Origin of the sequence: Mannheimia sp. USDA-ARS-USMARC-1261, assembly GCF_000521605.1 — a bacterium.
GTDB lineage: Bacteria > Pseudomonadota > Gammaproteobacteria > Enterobacterales > Pasteurellaceae > Mannheimia > Mannheimia indoligenes.
Window position 1 is genome coordinate 1092077 of the sequence record NZ_CP006942.1, and the last position, 15494, is coordinate 1107570.

The following is a 15494-nucleotide window of genomic DNA, read 5'->3' on the forward strand; positions in this document are numbered from 1 at the left end:
TTGTTATATGATATAAAAAAATAAAATTAATCATTTTGGAATAAGATATATCTAAAAGTTATAAAAATCAATAAATAGTTTGCTTTTTATCAGGTTGAATAGACTTTTATCTTGAAAAGTTTGAGTTATCGCAAAATTTATGCAAAATTAGACCGCTTGTTATTATAAAAAGAAAATTATCGTGGAAAAACTAATTAAAAAACGTCCTTTATTAACGACGGCAACCTTATCTGAAAATCCTTTATTGAATCGAATTTATCAAAGTCGGGGCATAAAAACGACGAAAGAGCTAGAGCATAATCTCCAACATTTACATAGACCACAACAACTGGCTAATATTGAACAAGCAGTTGATTTATTAACCAACGCGTTTGATACACAAAGTCGTATTGTAATTGTGGGCGATTTTGATGCTGATGGAGCAACCAGCACGGCACTTGCCATAATTGCGTTAAAACAGTTGGGCTTCGAGCAAATTGATTATTTGATTCCGGATCGTTTCTCACAGGGTTATGGTTTAAGTGTTGCGGTGGCAGAAATGGTATTAGCAAAAGGAGCTGATTTAGTTTTAACCGTAGATAATGGTATCTCTTCGCTTGAAGGTGTTGAGTTGCTTAAGCAACACGGTATTCAAGTTTTGATTACCGATCATCATTTACCACCTGAAACATTACCCAATGCGGATGCAATGGTAAACCCAAATTTGCCGTTTTGTACTTTTCCGTCCAAATCATTGGCGGGAGTTGGGGTCATTTTTTATGTGATGATGGCTCTTCGAACACAAATGCGTGAGCGACAATACTTCCAGAATAAAGTAGAGCCAAACTTTGCTGAGCTTTTGGATTTAGTAGCATTAGGTACAGTGGCTGATGTTGTGCCACTTGATCAAAACAATCGCATTTTAGTCCATCAAGGATTACAACGAATGCGTTCAGGGCATTGCCGTTTGGGGATAAAAGCTTTAGCAGAAGTAAGCAAAAGGGAGCTTTCAACATTGCAAGCTGCTGATTTAGGTTTTGCTGTTGCACCAAGATTGAACGCCGCAGGCAGGCTGGAAAATATGTCGTTAGGGGTTGAGTTACTGATTTGTGAAAATATGGAACTTGCTCGTCAACTAGCTCTTGAACTAGATTCTTTGAACCAAACTCGAAAAGAATTTGAGCAGGAGATGAAAACAGAAGCTCTGGCGATTTGTGCAAAATTACCGTTACTTGCTCAGTCAGAACAAGCTCACGGTATCGTGCTATATCAAGCAGATTGGCATCAAGGTGTAATTGGTATTTTAGCTTCTCGAATTAAAGATCAATTCAATCGCCCTGTGATAGCTTTTGCACAGGAAAGTGAAGAAAGTGAATATTTAAAAGGATCGGCTCGATCTATTTCGAGCGTGCATATGCGAGATTTACTCGAATATATTGATATGCAATATCCCGAATTAATCGAAAGATTTGGTGGACACGCTATGGCAGCCGGCTTGACTATTCACCATTCAAAACTAGAGCTATTCAAACAATTGTTTGATCAGGCAATTAATGAAAGAGTTGAGCCGGAACAATTACAAGGTATAGTTTATACTGATGGCGAGCTTTCAGCAGATGAATTTACCATTACCAGTGCAGAAATCCTTCATAGTGCAGGACCTTGGGGACAGAACTTTCCTGAACCCAGTTTTGAGGGAGAATTTAGTGTACTTCAACAAAAATTGCTGGCAGGTAAGCATCTGAAATTAATGTTACAAACGGATAGAGGGCAATTATTAGACGCCATTTGGTTTAATGTTGATGTTAGAATGTTTCCAGACTTATCGATTAAAAAAGCTAAAATTGTATACAAATTAGATATCAATGAATTCAGAAATAACAAAACTTTACAATTGAAGGTAGAATATATGTATTATCTTTAATATTACTTTACATAAATTTAATAGAATTAATTATATTTGTATTGTAGAATTATTCTGATTGCAACCAAATAGGTTGTAAAACAATTAATTACATAGTTACTTATAAGGAAACTTAACATGAAAATGGAAAAAAAAGCGCTTTTCCGTACATTTTTATTATCAAGTGCAGCATTAGCAGTTGCTGCGTGTGGTAACTTAAGCAAAGTGAGTGATGAAGGCACAACTGAAAACCCGGTATTCCCAAAAATTTCAGAGTCTGAATTCAACCACGATGGTTCACAATTTGGTTCTTGGCCAAACTGGGAAAATGTCCGTCAAATCGAAAAAGGTATGAATAAAGATCAATTATATAACCTAATTGGTCGCCCACATTTTGAAGAAGGATTATATAGTGTTCGTGAATGGGATTACGCATTCAACTACCGTGAAAACGGCGTACACAAAATTTGTCAATACAAAATTTTATTTGACAAAAATATGAATGCTCAAAGCTTCTTCTGGTATCCAAATGGCTGTAACGGCAACTCATCATTTACTTTAACAGGTGATTTCTTATTCGACTTCGATAAAGATACATTAACGGCTAAAGGTAAAGAAGTAGTTGATAATGTTGCAGAGCAATTAAAATCATCTAAAGCACAACAAGTTAAAGTAGCGGGTTACACAGACCGTTTAGGCTCTGTTGAATACAACTTAGATTTATCACAACGTCGTTCTAACACTGTTAAAGCACGTTTAATCCAACAAGGTGTAAATGCTCAAATTGAAGCAGTAGGTTACGGTAAAGCGAACCAAGTTAAACCTTGTGAAGGTTATGCACACGCAAGTCAAGCTGAAAAAGATTGTTTACGTCCTAACCGTCGTGTAGAAATTTCTGCAAACGGTGGTGTGCTTAAACAAAACGAAGGTGGTAATGTAGCAGGTCCTAACGGTCCGGCTCCACTTTACCAAACTCCTGCATACAACAATGGTAAATAATTTCTGGTTTTAATTAACTTAGAGTAGAATAGCAAGGCAATCTTATTGATAAGATTGCCTTTTCTTTTAGCTTTTATTTTTCAGGAGAATACTATGACTTACCAAGCAGTTGCTTTTGATTTAGATGGCACATTACTTTCATCAAATGCTACGATTTTAGAATCCAGTAAACAGGCAATTCAGAAAATAAGAGAAAAAGGTATAAAGGTTTATTTTGTTACTGGCAGACATCACACAGCGGTTCGTCCTTATTATAAGGAGATAGATTTAGATACGCCAGTTGTATGCTGTAATGGTACTTATGTATATGATTTTAAAAATGAAAAAGCAATTATTGGTAATCCGTTGCCACCTGAAGTCGCATCTAAATTAATCAATGAGGCACAAGCTCAAGGTATTCATACTGCTGTTTATTTTGAAGATGCAATGACTTATGAAACGCTAAATGTTCACTTTGAAAAATTTCAAAAATGGGTCGCATCTTGCCCTGAAACTGTTCGCCCAAATGTTTACCAAGTTGAGAAATTTCAGCAAGAAATCGATAAAGGTTTAACCGTTTGGAAAGTGTTAATCAGCGATCCTGATTTAGTCAAAATGCAAAATTTTGTGGAAAAACTACCGCTTGATCAAGTAAGCCCTGAATGGTCTTGGGTCGATCGTGTTGATATTACCAGTGTTGGCAATAGTAAAGGAGCAAGGCTGGCGGAGTTATTAAAAACAGAAGGTATTGAATTAGAACAAGTTATCGCATTTGGTGATAATTTTAACGATATCTCTATGTTGGAAGCAGTTGGACTTGGTATTGCAATGGGCGGTTCGGAAGAGGAAGTGCAGCAAAAAGCGAAGAAAACAATTGGTTCAAATAACGAAGACAGCATCGCCAATGAATTAAAAGCACAATTTAATCTTTAACCTATGATTAAACCTAAATATTCCATCGCAAGGCGTATCGGACTCTATTTTTTAATTATGATCGTCTTTGCTTCTATCATTAGTGGCATTTCACTTGGGATTATGTGGAGTAATAAATCTGATGCCAGTTTGATTAATGTATCGGGTTCATTGCGTATGCAAAGCTATCGCCTTTTGTCGGAAATGGATTCAAGGCAAGAAATTTTAGCCGAGCGTTTGTTGGAATATCATCGTACTTTACACTCAACCGAGCTGAGTTCTCTTAAGCAAAGTTGGTTGTTACCTGATAATGTAATACATAGCTACCAACAATTACTGAAAGATTGGTATGCGATGCAGTCTTATGTCAATCAAGGTGATAAAGCTAGTTACGCAACACACATTGAAGATTATGTGCGGAAAGTGGATAACTTTGTCTTTCGCTTGCAAGAGTTTGCGGAGTTAAAACTAAAAATTGCCACAGGTGTAATTGCGGTTTCAATGTTATTGATTATTTTACTTGCGTACATTGGCGTGTGGTATACACGGAAAAAAATTATCAGCCCATTAAAGCAATTAGTTAAAGCCAGTTGGCAAATTCAAAATAAAGATTTCGATCATATAAAATTAGCGGTTGATGAACCGAATGAATTAGGTTTGCTTTCCTCTACTTTTACTGAAATGTCGAATGAATTATTAAAACTTTATACCTCATTGGAAGATAAAGTACAGGAAAAAACCCGCCGTTTATTAGCAGTTAATCGCTCTTTACTTGTGTTGTATCAATGCTCCCAATTATTAACCGCTAAACCGATTAATAAAGAAGTGCTTAATCAAGTATTGAAAACAGTATTTGATAACGAACATTTGCTTGGTATTAAATTACATATTTATGGTGCAGAACATTGGAACGTCTCTATAGATAATGCTTTTGAAGCGGAGTGGATCTCAACTGAAATTGCGATAGAAAATGAAAAGCTAGGTATATTAAGTTGGAAGCCATCTTTACTTTGTCCTGATGAGCGGTTACTGCAAAATGTATCAGAAATGATTGGACGAAGTATTTATGTCGTTCAAGTGCAAAAGCAGCAGCAGCAATTAGTGCTAATGGAAGAGAGGGCGATTATTGCTCGTGAGTTGCACGATTCTTTAGCTCAATCGCTAACCTTTTTCAAAATTCAAGTAAGTCTGCTCAAATTGGCAAAAAGTGATGAGAAACGCAACGAAATTTTATCGGTATTTGAAAAAGCATTAAATGATGCCTATAGCCAATTAAGAGAGCTACTAACAACGTTTAGATTAACTATTCAAGAGGCAAATCTACAACAGGCATTAGAGAAAATTTTAGAAAGTTTACGCCCGAAAACGTCAGCACAGCTTTGCTTAAGTTGTAAATTACCCTCACATATGTTCAATGCACAGCAACAGGTGCATATGTTGCAAATTGTACGGGAAGCAGTGATTAATGCTATCAAACATTCGCAAGCAACTGAAATTAAGGTTATTGCTGAAACGAATGATGATGGCGAGCATTGCTTAATCGTTCAAGATAACGGCATTGGCTTAGCCAGCCATACCGAACCGGAAGGGCATTATGGCTTAACCATTATGCAAGAGCGAGCAGCAGAACTAAAAGCAGATTTCTCCATTGAGAATGTGGAAAGCGGTGGTGTAAGGGTTAAAGTAGTTTTACCGAGTATGCTCAGCAAGCGGTAGTTTTTTGTTAATTATTTGCAAATGATTTATAAGGGATAAAAATGCAGATCCGAAAAGCAGTCGAAGCGGATTTTGAAACCATACTAGCGATATACAATCAAGCTATTCCAACTCATCAAATTACGGCTGATTTGGAATTAGCAACCATAGAAAACCGCCGAAAGTGGTTTGATTTTCATCTTCAAAGCATCCAGTATCCGATCTGGGTGGTAGAAGACGAAACGGGCATTGTCGGTTGGTTTAGTTTCTCGCCATTTTATGAAAGACCAGCTTTTGTGCATACTTCTGAAATTAGTATCTATTTAGATGGTAATGCGAAAGGCAGAGGCTACGGCTCGAAAATTATTGAGTTTATGCAAGCGGAAATGTTAAATCATAATATTCACACTTTAATGGCGTATGTCTTTGAACTTAATACTGTTAGTCAAAATCTCATGAAAAAACACGGCTTCGAACAATGGGGGCGTTTTCCGCATATTGCCAATATGGGAAAAGATGAGAAGGGAAATGATAAATGGCGAACGTTACTGATGATGTCTTACCAAAAAGGCATTGAGTAATAAGCGGTTACAAAAAGCATTGCTTTTTGAACGTTGGCTTTGCCAACGGCAGCAAAGCTGTAAACAATCCTTCAAGGGATTGTGAATAATTTTTGAGTGATTTTTTACAAAAGGAAAATATGGAAAAAACAAAAATCGTACTTGCAACGAGCAATGCAGGTAAAGTGAAAGAAATGGCAGATGTATTAGCTGAATTTGGGTTTGAGGTTATCGCCCAAAGTGAATTTGGTATTGAATCTCCGGAAGAAACAGGCTTAACCTTTGTTGAAAATGCGTTAATTAAAGCTCGATTTGCGTCTAAAATAACAGGGCTTCCGGCTATTGCAGATGATTCAGGCTTAGCCGTTGAAGCATTGGGTGGTGAGCCGGGTTTATATTCTTCTCGTTATGCCGGAGAGCAAGCAACAGATGCAGATAACCGCAAAAAATTGTTAGCTGCGATGAAAGATCAAGAAAATCGTTTAGCGAAGTTTGTTAGTTGTATTGTATTGTTAAAACACGAAACAGACCCCACACCGTATATTGCATTAGGGGAATGTTTTGGCGAAATTTTAACAGAAGAAAGAGGCGAAAATGGCTTTGGTTATGACTCCCTCTTTTTCTATCCGCCTAAAAATCTGAGCTTTGCAGAGCTAGAAACCAAAGAGAAAAAAGCGATTTCACACCGAGCTATCGCATTAGCACACTTAAAAGAGCAATTAAGAGGAAACAAATAATGATTATTACCACAACACCAATCATTGAAGGCAAACAAATCATTGAATATAAAGGCTTAGTATTTGGAGAAGTCGTGTCCGGTGCGAATTTTGTACGTGATTTTTTAGCAGGTATTACCGATGTAATCGGTGGGCGTTCAGGTGCGTACGAAAGCAAATTAAATTCCGCAAGGAAAGAAGCCTTATCAGAGTTAGAAAAAGAAGCGAAAAAAGTAGGAGCAAATGCTGTAGTGGGTGTTTCAATGGAATATCAATCTATGGGGGGCGACAAAGGAATGTTTATTGTGGTTGCAACAGGTACGGCGGTGGTGCTTCGCTAACTATGTTTTCGCATCAACAAGAATTACCCCCTTATTTCTGGCAAGAAAAATCACTGCTGGAAATGAATGAAGCAGAGTGGGAAGCACTTTGTGATGGTTGCGGTAAATGCTGTTATCGAAAATATATTCAAGGAAGAGGTAAGCGAGAGCGGCTTTACTACACTTCAGTTGCTTGCAATTTGTTAGATGTAAACACTGGGCGTTGTACTAATTACCCTGAACGCTTCAAAATTGAGAAAGATTGTACCAAGCTAACCAAAAAGAATTTACCTGATTTTGGCTGGTTACCGAAAACGTGTGCTTATCGCTTGCTATATGAAGGAAAGCCTTTATACGACTGGCACCCTTTGATCTCAAAAGATCCTAATTCGGTAAAAAATGCAGGCATCTTAATTTCGAACGGCATTCACGAAAAAGATGTGATTGATTGGTTTGAATTTGTGATTGATGAAGTGTAGTCTAAAAAGGCGTTTATCAAAACGCCTTTTTTATCATTATTCAGATTTTGCCATTTCAAACTCAATGAGCATCATCAAAATATGAATCACTTTAATGTGGATTTCTTGAATGCGATCTGCATAGCGGAAATGCGGCACACGAATTTCTACATCGGCAAGTCCTGCCATTTCGCCGCCGTCTTTCCCCGTCATTGCAATGACTTTCATTCCTTTTTCTTTTGCAACTTTAATTGCATTTAATACATTTTTAGAGTTGCCTGAGGTCGATAATCCAAATAATACATCGCCTTTTTGCCCAACTGCCTCTAAATAGCGGGAGAAAACAAACTCATAACCAAAATCATTACTTACACAGCTTAAATGACTTACGTCAGAAATCGCAATTGCAGGGTAGCCTGGGCGATTTTCACGATAGCGACCTGTCAATTCTTCAGCAAAGTGCATTGCATCACAATGAGAACCACCATTGCCGCAAGAAATCACTTTCCCGCCTTGTTTAAAGCTATTCGCAATAAGTAATGCTGCTTCTTGAATGAGTTTAATATTATTTTCATCAGACATAAATTTGTCTAATACATCGGCAGCTTCTTGAAGTTCAGCTTTAATTTGTTGTAAATACATTGTTTGCTCCTTTTTGCAAAAAAATCTGTTATTAAGACCGCTTGCTCAGCCAAAAGTGCGATAAGTTTAGAAGAATCAGCTGATATTGTAAATCGGCTTAGATCAAATAACTCTCTTTTTATTGTAAACAAAAGTTTCCAAAAAGTAAAAATAGCGGTATGATCAGCGAAATTTTGCCATTGCGACGAAAGGAAAATATATGACTGCACAGCCAGAATGCTTCGAGAAGATTATTGGAAAATCTGCGAAAATCCAAGAAGTCATTATTCAAGCAAAAAAATTTGCCAATCTTAATGCACCTTTGCTGATTCAAGGCGAAACAGGCACTGGCAAAGATTTATTTGCAAAAGCTTGCCATAATTTTAGTACGCGTAAAATGCAAAAATTCATTGCGGTAAATTGTGCCGGATTACCGCAAGAAGAAGCCGAAACAGAAATGTTTGGGCATCGTGGTAATGGTAGTGAAGCGGTTGGTTTTTTTGAATATGCGAATGGCGGCACGGTTTTATTGGATTCCATCTCCGAGTTATCACTTGAAATGCAGGCAAAATTACTCCGTTTTTTAAATGATGGCTCTTTTCGCCGAGTGGGAGAAGATAAAGAAATTCAAGTTGATGTTAGAGTGATTTGCACCTCGCAAAAACCCTTATCTCAGCTCGTTGCGGAAGGCAAAGTACGGGAAGACCTTTACCACAGATTGAACGTGCTAACCCTTGATTTACCCCCATTGCGTGAGCGAAAAGAGGATATCCCATTACTGGCAGATTACTTTATTGCTCAAGTGAGCGAACAGCTCGGCGTCAGTAAATTAGAATACGACGAAGCTTTCTTACAAGCCTTGCAAAATTATCGCTGGTCGGGAAATTTGCGTGAGCTTTACAATGTGATTTATAGGGCTTGTTCCCTTTCTCCTAGCTATCGTTTGGCAGTAAAAGATTTGAATTTACCTGATGAGGTAGAAGATACTAATGTTGAGCCGGAAAATGCAACTTTAGAAGAGATGATGAACCAATACGAAGCTCAGCTACTGCGAAAATTTTATGCACAATATCCAAGTACACGGAAATTAGCCCAAAGGCTGGGGCTTTCCCATACAGCGGTTGCAAATAAATTGCGTCAATATGGCTTAACCAAAAATGGAAATAAAGATGAATAAACTAGCGGTCATTTTCTCAGCGGTTTTTGCAAATTTTTGGCTAAATTCGACCGCTTGTGCAGCACCGAGTATTCCTAAACCGTTATTGGAAAATAGCTTGGTTTATTGTACTACCTCATCGGGCTTCTCGTTTAATCCGCAAAAGGCGGATGTGAGTTCCAATATGAATGTGGTAACAGAGCAAATTTACGATAAGTTATTTGAATTTAACCCAAAGAAAAATCGCCTTGAGCCAGCCTTAGCCGAAAGTTATTCCATTAGTGATGATGGGTTAGTGATTACGTTACGTTTAAGAAAAAATGTAGCTTTTCACACCACAAGCTGGTTTACGCCGACCCGTAAATTAAATGCGGAAGATGTGGTTTTCTCGCTTAAGCGAATGATTGGTAAAGAAAGTGATTTACCCGAAGTTGAGACGGCAGCTGAACGTGCTTTGCACCATCAACGCCAGAACTATATTTATCAAAAAGCAACAAGCCAGATTTATTTCCCTTATTTTGAGAGTGTGGGGTTAGCCGGCAAAATTGCCAATGTTAGCTCGCCTTCAAATCATATTGTGAAAATTGAATTAGCCAAGCCAGATTCTTCGTTATTGGCTCATTTAGCCAGCCAATATGCGGTCATTCTTTCCAAAGAATACGCTCTGCAACTTAATGCTGATGAAAACTTGGTGCAGCTCGATCTTCTCCCTATTGGCACAGGCGTTTATCAGCTTGAAAGCTATGAAAACAATAACTATGTGAGATTAAAACCGAACAGTGATCACTGGGGGAAAAAGGCTCATATTCAAAATATGATTGTTGATTTTTCAACTGAGGCAACAGGCAGAATGGCGAAATTTTTGAATAATGAATGCAATGTAGTTGCCTTTCCTGAGCCGAGCCAACTCTCGGTTTTAACTGATGAACAATTAATTGAAAGCAAAGGGGCAAATTTAGTTTATTTAGCCTTTAATATGCAAAAAGAGATTGGACAAAATTTACCCTTACGCCAACAAATTGCGAGTAGTATTAATCGAAAACGTATAGCCGAAAAGTTATTTTATGGCACAGGTGAAGTGGCGGATAATGTGTTACCTACTGCATTATGGGCAGAAAAAAACAGCGAGAGTTACCCTTACACCTTTCCAAAACCAAGAGAACAAGCGGTCGAAAATGGTAAAAAATTTGCAAAAGATAACCGCTTGATCCTATGGGTGATTGATGAAAAACGGGTTTATAATCCACACCCAATTAAAATGGCAGAGATGATCCGTTCAGACCTTGCGGCTCAAGCGTTAGAGGTGGAAATTCGTCAAGTAAGCCGAGCTTATTTAGTGCAACAACTTGAAAGCAAAACCGCAGATTATGACTTGATTTTAGGCGGTTGGCTAGCGTCAGATCTTGATCCAAACAGTTTTCTGTCTGCCTTATTAAGTTGTAAAACCGCAGATACCGTAACTAATTTATCAAATTGGTGTAATGAAGATTTTGATTTTTGGTTAGAAACAGCTCGTTTAAGTGATGATTCGGCATCGACTAACTTATTGTATGCCTTTTCACAAAAATTGCTGGAAGAGCAGTTACCGATTTTACCTTTGATTAATGCAAATCGGGTATTGGTGGTCAAAAAAGGCATTCAACAGGCAGAAATTTCGCCTTTCGGACAGGTGAAATTATCGGAACTACGTTTGAGTTCGGATAGCAAAGAAAGGAATTAGTATGCTAACAGCTTTTATCCGAAAAGTATTTCTTACTTTGATTACGCTGATTTGTCTATCTATTATCAGCTTTCATATTTTGTTACGGGATCCGCTAAATCATTTTACTGATGTAAACTGGTTCTGGGCGTATTTTAACTATCTGAAATCCTTATTAAAAGGCGATTTCGGCATTAGTTTTAGCAACGGGCAGCCACTAACCGAGCAGATTTTACAAGTATTCCCAGCGACTATTACACTTTGCATATCGGCGTTAATACTCTCGCTTATTGTAGGTGTGCCACTCGGCTTTTTTGCGGCTACTCAGCAGAAAAATATGATTGGGAAAATGCTAAATATTTTAGGCTCACTCAGTTTAGCCGTGCCGGTATTTTGGCTGGCATTAGTGTTAATGTATTATGCTTCACTCAATCAATGGGCGATTTCTGCGATTGGGGAAATTCACCCACTTTATCCTAAACAGAGTGTAACAGGTTTTTTGTTATTGGATATTTGGTTGTCAGACAGTCCGTATAAATTAAAAATGTTACAAAGTGCGTTGCACCATTTAGCTTTACCAACCTTAGTGTTAGCGATTCCTGCAACGCTTGAAATTATGCACGTTACTCAAGCGAGAGCCGCTTATGTAATGAAGCAAAATTACATTAAAATTGCGAAAACAAGAGGCTGGACACAGTTTAGAATTTGGACAACGCATATTATTCGTAACACCTTGCCTTCACTTGTACCGATGATTGCCCGAACCTTTATTCTGATTTTTGCTTTCGGTATGTTGATTGAAAATATTTTCAGCTGGAGTGGCATTGGGCGTTGGTTAATTAATGCACTTGCTATTCAAGATTACAATGCGATTTCAGCAGGCGTTGTAGCTATTGGCGTTTTTGTATTGTTTGTGGATATGTTTACAGGCTTTATTCGGGTAGTGTTAGACCCTTCAGAGAAAAAGGATTGGTATGGCTCTTATTAAAGAACCCGAACAGTTTAGAGAAACTGAATCAATTAAAAAATTTTGGCGATATTTCCGCCAAGATAAAATCGCTCTCGGGAGTTTTTATCTGTTTTTAGTGCTACTTACGCTCGTTTTTCTCGGCAGTTTACTCGCTCCGTATAACTATAACGAACAGTTTATAGGCTTAGAACTAATGCCTCCGTCTTGGGACGATAATGGGCAAATTCGCTACTTTCTCGGCACAGATGATTTAGGACGGGATATCCTCAGCCGAATTATGTACGGATTTTATTATACCGTTGGTTCCGCCTTGATTATTACTGTGTTGATTGCACTCATCGGCGGTGTTATCGGCATTTTTGCAGGCTTGAAAAAAGGAAAATCGGTTTGGTTTATTAGCCATTTGTTTGATACTTTCTTATTTATGCCGATTTTGCTGATTGCGATTATTATCGCAACACTAATGGACGCCAGTTTGATGAATGCGATGTTAGCTATTTTCTTGGCAATGTTGCCGCATTTTATCCATAAAATTTATCAAGCTACCGAAAAACAATTGAAAAAAGAGTACATTGTTACTCTTAGGTTAGATGGGGCAAGTCGTTGGTATTTAATCAAAGAAGTGATTATCCCTAATTTAACAGGAGTAGCAATTAAAGAACTTTCACATATTTTTGTGATTGCCGTGCTGGATATTAGTGCCTTGAGCTTTATTATGTTAGGAGCTCAAAATCCAACGCCGGAATGGGGAGCAATGATCCGAGAATCAATCGAACTTATTTACATCGCCCCTTGGACGGTTATTCTGCCCGGCTTAGCCATTATGTTCAGCATTTTTACCATCACAATGCTTGGTACTCGATTAACCGATGTTTTTGAAAAGTACCGCAATGCGTAACTGATACAAGCGGGCATTTTTAAGAAAACTTTTACACATTAAGGAACACTATGGCATTACTGGATATTCGCCATTTAAGCATTGAAATCGACACACCAAAAGGGCGAGTGAAAATGGTGGATAACATCAATCTAACCGTTGATGAAGGCGAAATTTGCGGATTGGTCGGAGAGTCTGGCTCAGGTAAAAGTCTGATTGCGAAAGTGATCTGTGGCATTGTAAAAGATGAATGGATTGTTAGTGCAGACCGTTTTCGCTTTGATGATATTGAGTTGCTTAAACTAACCCCTAATGAACGCCGAAAATTAGTGGGCGATCATATCTCAATGGTATTCCAAGATCCACTAGCCAGCCTAGACCCAAGCCAACGCATCGGTAAACAACTAATGCAGGCGATTAATTTTAAAGGCAAATGGTGGCAATGGTTCGGCTGGAAAAAGAAAAAAGCAATTGAACTACTGCACCGTGTGGGTGTTCGGGATCATCAAGATATTATGAACAGTTACCCCGTCGATATTACTGAAGGCGAAGCACAGAAAGTAATGATAGCGATGGCGGTGGCTAATCAACCACGTTTATTAGTGGCTGATGAACCAACTAATATTATGGAATCCACCACTCAACTGCAAATTTATCGCCTGCTTTCCAGTATGAATCAAAATCTGGGAACATCGATTTTGCTGGTTAGCAATGATATGAAAAGTATCCAAAACTGGGTGGATTCTTATAATGTGCTTTACTGTGGGCAAACGGTAGAAATTGCGGATAAAGAGAGCATTTTAGAATCTTCTTACCACCCCTACACCAGAGTGTTGCTCAACAGCTCGCCCGATTTTTCTCAACCGCTGGCGTTTAAAAGTAGTTTAAATACGCTACGGGGCTCTGTTCCAATGTTAAACGAAATGCCGATTGGCTGCCGTTTAGGACCACGTTGTCCTTTTGCTCAGAAAAAGTGTATAAACAAGCCGCCGTTAGTAAAAGTAAAACAACACGAATTTGCCTGCCATTTTCCGATTAATTTCAGAGAACAGAATTTGTTGAAAAATAAAGTCGAAAATACGCCATTTGTGGTGGCAGAATTGAGTGAGAAGGAATAAAAACAAGCAATTTGCAAAAATAACCTAAAATATGACCGCTTGTTATTGGCTGAGAGTTACGGGCAACATCAGCGTATCTAATACAAAGCTCAACGGTAAATCAATCACTGCCAGCACAGCTAAAATACCACCTTGTTGCATTGCTTGGAAATCTCTGGTTACACCTGCATACACGCTATAGTCTTGTTCGACCAAGCTAATCATCGTGCCACAAGCACTTAAATTAACGACCAAAGAGAGTAGGACGAGTATTTTACAAGCGGTTAATTTCATCAAAAAATCTCCAAATAAGCGGTTATTTTACGCTATTTCGCCAAAATTGCATTTGAAAAAATATTGTTTTCAGGCAGAATGTAACAGAATTTTATACTGATAATTTTAAGAGGAACTATATGCAAACTTACAATATTGCGGTGTTAGCCGGCGATGGGATCGGACCTGAGGTAATGGCTCAAGCCATCAAAGTACTTGAAGCAACGCAGCAAAAATTCGGGTTTAAATTAAATTTCAATGAATACAACATTGGCGGAGCAGCAATTGATGCACAAGGTAAAGCTCTTCCGGAAAATACATTAAAAGGTTGTGAAGAAGCAGATGCGATTTTATTTGGATCGGTAGGTGGACCAAAATGGACGCATCTACCGCCCGATGAGCAGCCTGAGCGTGGTTCATTATTACCACTGCGTAAACATTTTTCGCTTTTCTGTAACTTACGCCCAGCGGCACTTTATCAAGGCTTAGAAAAATTCTGCCCATTGCGTGCAGATATTGCTGCAAAAGGGTTTGATATGGTGGTAGTGCGTGAATTGACAGGCGGAATTTACTTCGGTCAGCCAAAAGGCAGAGATGGCGAAGGTTCACAAACCCGTGCGTTTGATACCGAAGTGTATTATAAATATGAAATTGAACGTATCGCCCGAGTTGCGTTTGAATCTGCAATGAAACGTAAAAAACACGTTACTTCTGTAGATAAAGCGAACGTATTACAAAGCTCTATTTTATGGCGTGAAACAGTAACGGAAATTGCCAAAGAGTATCCGGAAGTTACGCTTGAGCATATGTATATTGACAATGCAACAATGCAGCTTATCAAAGCCCCTGAATCGTTCGATATTTTATTATGCTCAAACATCTTCGGCGATATTATTTCAGATGAAGCAGCAATGATTACTGGCTCAATGGGAATGTTACCTTCAGCAAGTTTAAATGAACAAGGCTTTGGTTTGTATGAACCGGCAGGCGGCTCAGCCCCTGACATCGCAGGAAAAAATATTGCCAACCCGATTGCTCAAATTTTATCAGCGGCAATGATGTTACGCTACAGCTTCAACTTAGGTGAAGCAGCAGATGCAATTGAAGCTGCAATTCAAAAAGCATTAGCAGATGGCTATCGTACCGCCGATTTAGCCGATGATAGCAAACCGCTTTCAACCTCAGAAATGGGCGATATTATTGCAAAAAATATTTTGGTATAATTCCACCATCTACAGGGGCTAATTAAATTAAAATTAGCCCCGTTCAAATAAACATTA

16 protein-coding genes are annotated in these 15494 nt (G+C 38.3%); 14 read left to right on the plus strand and 2 right to left on the minus strand.

What is annotated here, in order from left to right; genetic code table 11:
* Positions 1 to 181: 181 nt before the first annotated feature.
* The 8 genes from recJ to X781_RS05350 all read left to right on the plus strand — a co-directional run bounded on the left by recJ (position 182) and on the right by X781_RS05350 (position 7542).
* Complete coding sequence (gene recJ, locus X781_RS05315; RefSeq protein WP_025235858.1) at positions 182 to 1903, plus strand: single-stranded-DNA-specific exonuclease RecJ; 1722 nt, start codon at positions 182 to 184, stop codon at positions 1901 to 1903.
* Between the two features lie 117 nt (positions 1904 to 2020).
* Positions 2021 to 2881 carry an OmpA family protein gene (locus X781_RS05320; protein ID WP_428981773.1) on the plus strand — a complete coding sequence of 287 codons (861 nt, stop codon included), beginning with the start codon at positions 2021 to 2023 and terminating at the stop codon, positions 2879 to 2881.
* A 93-nt stretch (positions 2882 to 2974) separates the two neighbouring features.
* The gene (locus X781_RS05325) at positions 2975 to 3793 is read left to right on the plus strand and encodes a pyridoxal phosphatase (protein ID WP_025235860.1); all 819 of its coding nucleotides are present in this window, start codon (positions 2975 to 2977) and stop codon (positions 3791 to 3793) included.
* A 3-nt stretch (positions 3794 to 3796) separates the two neighbouring features.
* Positions 3797 to 5488, plus strand: a complete 1692-nt coding sequence (gene narQ / locus X781_RS05330; protein ID WP_025235861.1) for a nitrate/nitrite two-component system sensor histidine kinase NarQ — start codon at positions 3797 to 3799, stop codon at positions 5486 to 5488.
* A 41-nt stretch (positions 5489 to 5529) separates the two neighbouring features.
* On the plus strand, positions 5530 to 6048 hold the full coding sequence (locus X781_RS05335) for a GNAT family N-acetyltransferase (RefSeq protein ID WP_025235862.1): 519 nt from the start codon (positions 5530 to 5532) through the stop codon (positions 6046 to 6048).
* A 119-nt stretch (positions 6049 to 6167) separates the two neighbouring features.
* Positions 6168 to 6764: an RdgB/HAM1 family non-canonical purine NTP pyrophosphatase gene (rdgB, locus tag X781_RS05340; RefSeq protein WP_025235863.1), complete on the plus strand. Its 597-nt coding sequence runs from the start codon at positions 6168 to 6170 to the stop codon at positions 6762 to 6764.
* Positions 6764 to 7084 (plus strand): YbjQ family protein, encoded by a 321-nt coding sequence (locus tag X781_RS05345; RefSeq protein WP_025235864.1) that lies wholly within the window; start codon positions 6764 to 6766, stop codon positions 7082 to 7084. Before rdgB ends, X781_RS05345 begins: the two co-directional genes overlap by 1 nt.
* A 2-nt stretch (positions 7085 to 7086) precedes the next feature.
* Complete coding sequence (locus tag X781_RS05350) at positions 7087 to 7542, plus strand: YcgN family cysteine cluster protein (protein WP_025235865.1); 456 nt, start codon at positions 7087 to 7089, stop codon at positions 7540 to 7542.
* Between the two features lie 36 nt (positions 7543 to 7578).
* Here the strand turns inward: X781_RS05350 and lpcA are convergent, their stop codons facing one another.
* The gene (lpcA, locus tag X781_RS05355; RefSeq protein WP_025235866.1) at positions 7579 to 8163 is read right to left on the minus strand and encodes a D-sedoheptulose 7-phosphate isomerase; all 585 of its coding nucleotides are present in this window, start codon (positions 8161 to 8163) and stop codon (positions 7579 to 7581) included.
* 199 nt (positions 8164 to 8362) lie between these two features.
* On the opposite strand from lpcA, the gene X781_RS05360 reads away from it, so the two are divergent.
* From X781_RS05360 to X781_RS05380, 5 genes are read left to right on the plus strand one after another with little or no spacing between them, the layout of a single operon-like run.
* Positions 8363 to 9319: a sigma 54-interacting transcriptional regulator gene (locus tag X781_RS05360; protein WP_025235867.1), complete on the plus strand. Its 957-nt coding sequence runs from the start codon at positions 8363 to 8365 to the stop codon at positions 9317 to 9319.
* Positions 9312 to 11018 (plus strand): ABC transporter substrate-binding protein, encoded by a 1707-nt coding sequence (locus X781_RS05365; protein ID WP_081732102.1) that lies wholly within the window; start codon positions 9312 to 9314, stop codon positions 11016 to 11018. Before X781_RS05360 ends, X781_RS05365 begins: the two co-directional genes overlap by 8 nt.
* Position 11019: 1 nt before the next feature.
* Positions 11020 to 11985: an ABC transporter permease gene (locus X781_RS05370; protein ID WP_025235869.1), complete on the plus strand. Its 966-nt coding sequence runs from the start codon at positions 11020 to 11022 to the stop codon at positions 11983 to 11985.
* Positions 11972 to 12865, plus strand: coding sequence for an ABC transporter permease subunit (locus X781_RS05375; protein WP_025235870.1), 894 nt, complete (start codon positions 11972 to 11974; stop codon positions 12863 to 12865). The genes X781_RS05370 and X781_RS05375 overlap by 14 nt, the downstream gene beginning before the upstream one ends.
* A gap of 50 nt (positions 12866 to 12915) precedes the next feature.
* Positions 12916 to 13962 (plus strand): peptide ABC transporter ATP-binding protein, encoded by a 1047-nt coding sequence (locus X781_RS05380; RefSeq protein ID WP_025235871.1) that lies wholly within the window; start codon positions 12916 to 12918, stop codon positions 13960 to 13962.
* A 42-nt stretch (positions 13963 to 14004) separates the two neighbouring features.
* Here X781_RS05380 and X781_RS05385 read toward each other — a convergent pair whose 3' ends face one another.
* Entirely contained in the window at positions 14005 to 14235 is a 231-nt protein-coding gene (locus tag X781_RS05385; protein WP_025235872.1) for a YceK/YidQ family lipoprotein, read from the minus strand.
* 119 nt (positions 14236 to 14354) lie between these two features.
* Here X781_RS05385 and leuB point away from each other — a divergent pair, with 119 nt between their 5' ends.
* Positions 14355 to 15437 (plus strand): 3-isopropylmalate dehydrogenase, encoded by a 1083-nt coding sequence (leuB, locus tag X781_RS05390; RefSeq protein ID WP_025235873.1) that lies wholly within the window; start codon positions 14355 to 14357, stop codon positions 15435 to 15437.
* Positions 15438 to 15494: the final 57 nt, after the last annotated feature.

Coding starts and splice junctions, on each gene's coding strand:
- X781_RS05320 (WP_428981773.1), top strand. CDS start 2,021: ATGAAAATGGAAAAAAAAGCGCTTTTCCGTACATTTTTATTATCAAGT.
- X781_RS05325 (WP_025235860.1), top strand. CDS start 2,975: ATGACTTACCAAGCAGTTGCTTTTGATTTAGATGGCACATTACTTTCA.
- narQ (WP_025235861.1), top strand. CDS start 3,797: ATGATTAAACCTAAATATTCCATCGCAAGGCGTATCGGACTCTATTTT.
- X781_RS05335 (WP_025235862.1), top strand. CDS start 5,530: ATGCAGATCCGAAAAGCAGTCGAAGCGGATTTTGAAACCATACTAGCG.
- rdgB (WP_025235863.1), top strand. CDS start 6,168: ATGGAAAAAACAAAAATCGTACTTGCAACGAGCAATGCAGGTAAAGTG.
- X781_RS05345 (WP_025235864.1), top strand. CDS start 6,764: ATGATTATTACCACAACACCAATCATTGAAGGCAAACAAATCATTGAA.
- X781_RS05350 (WP_025235865.1), top strand. CDS start 7,087: ATGTTTTCGCATCAACAAGAATTACCCCCTTATTTCTGGCAAGAAAAA.
- lpcA (WP_025235866.1), bottom strand. CDS start 8,163: ATGTATTTACAACAAATTAAAGCTGAACTTCAAGAAGCTGCCGATGTA.
- X781_RS05360 (WP_025235867.1), top strand. CDS start 8,363: ATGACTGCACAGCCAGAATGCTTCGAGAAGATTATTGGAAAATCTGCG.
- X781_RS05365 (WP_081732102.1), top strand. CDS start 9,312: ATGAATAAACTAGCGGTCATTTTCTCAGCGGTTTTTGCAAATTTTTGG.
- X781_RS05370 (WP_025235869.1), top strand. CDS start 11,020: ATGCTAACAGCTTTTATCCGAAAAGTATTTCTTACTTTGATTACGCTG.
- X781_RS05375 (WP_025235870.1), top strand. CDS start 11,972: ATGGCTCTTATTAAAGAACCCGAACAGTTTAGAGAAACTGAATCAATT.
- X781_RS05380 (WP_025235871.1), top strand. CDS start 12,916: ATGGCATTACTGGATATTCGCCATTTAAGCATTGAAATCGACACACCA.
- X781_RS05385 (WP_025235872.1), bottom strand. CDS start 14,235: ATGAAATTAACCGCTTGTAAAATACTCGTCCTACTCTCTTTGGTCGTT.
- leuB (WP_025235873.1), top strand. CDS start 14,355: ATGCAAACTTACAATATTGCGGTGTTAGCCGGCGATGGGATCGGACCT.